Source organism: Bradyrhizobium sp. SBR1B, from assembly GCF_014198205.1.
Classification (GTDB): domain Bacteria; phylum Pseudomonadota; class Alphaproteobacteria; order Rhizobiales; family Xanthobacteraceae; genus Bradyrhizobium.
Genome location: NZ_JACIHC010000082.1, coordinates 1 through 1,120 on the forward strand (window position 1 = coordinate 1; position 1,120 = coordinate 1,120).

1 pseudogene is annotated in these 1,120 nt (G+C 61.0%); it reads right to left on the bottom strand.

Annotated elements, in window-relative coordinates:
• Positions 1-200: 200 nt before the first annotated feature.
• Positions 201-1,021: pseudogene (gene tnpC, locus GGD61_RS40170) on the bottom strand (IS66 family transposase); the annotation flags it as partial.
• Positions 1,022-1,120: the final 99 nt, after the last annotated feature.

Sequence of the window (1,120 nt, forward strand, 5' to 3'; positions counted from 1 at the left end):
GCTTGTCGTTCAGCCAGAACAGTCCTTTGCGCATCGAAGTCCCCCGTGCCGAATCAACTCGGTGCGAGGGAATCAGAACCCGCTAATTAGGTACACACCCTAGTCTCGTTCATGGCGTATCGCTCCCCTTGAGAGGTTCTGGCAGGCTCGACACCCGCCTCGATACGCCGCCTATCTCAGTCCGTCATCACCCAGCTTCCCGCATAGCTCACGGCACTGGCCTTGGCTCCGTCCACGGTATCGCTGAACAACCAACTCTTCCTGCCAGTTGCAAAAACCCTGATGTCCCGCTCAAGAAGATTGTTGTCGATCGGCATGCTGCCGTCCCCGGTGTAGCGCGTCAGATATTCCCATTGGTTTCGGGTGTAGGATACGGCGTCGCCGAGCTTGCTGCCAGGCAAGACCTTCGGGGCCATGTCATCGAGCCATACCTTAAGAGCATTGAGGATGGGGACACTATGTTGCTGGCGGAAGCGGCGAATGCAGTCGGCCTGTGTTTCACCCTTCGCCGGTATTCCGTCCCGCGCCTGCCTTTCAACCCGGTAGAGCTGGTCGAAGAACCGCAGCGCCTGCTCGGGCGGACCGCCGCCCTTCTTCCTCGCCCTGAGGGCATCGACAAAGCGCCGCCGGGAGTGGGCCATGCAGCCGATGTGGGTGGCCCGTTCCAGCGTGCGCCATGCGGTATAGCCGTCACTCATCACGATGCCGCGGTAATCGCCGAGGAAGGCCCACGGGTGGATTTGGCCACGGCCCGGCTGATAATCCAGAAGCACGATCGGCTCGTGCTGCCCTTGCCGCTGCGATAAGCCCACATATACGATGTGCTGGTGGCCTTTTCGTCCTTCTCCTTGAGGACCTGAACCGTCGTCTCGTCGCCATGGATGAGAGGCTGCGATCTGAGCCGCAGCTTCAGGGCGTCATAGATGCGGGAGAGATGTTTCTCGCTCGAGCCGATCACCCAGCGACCCAAAGCGCCGCGGCTGACCGGAACGCCGGCGCGTTCGAAGGCCTGCGCCAGGCGCTAGGTCCAATCGCGCTAACTTCGTTCACGGACGCTTCCTCTCTCGTGATGGCTGTTCAACACCCTTCACTTTGGCATATCCATGCCGTCGAGGGGGCG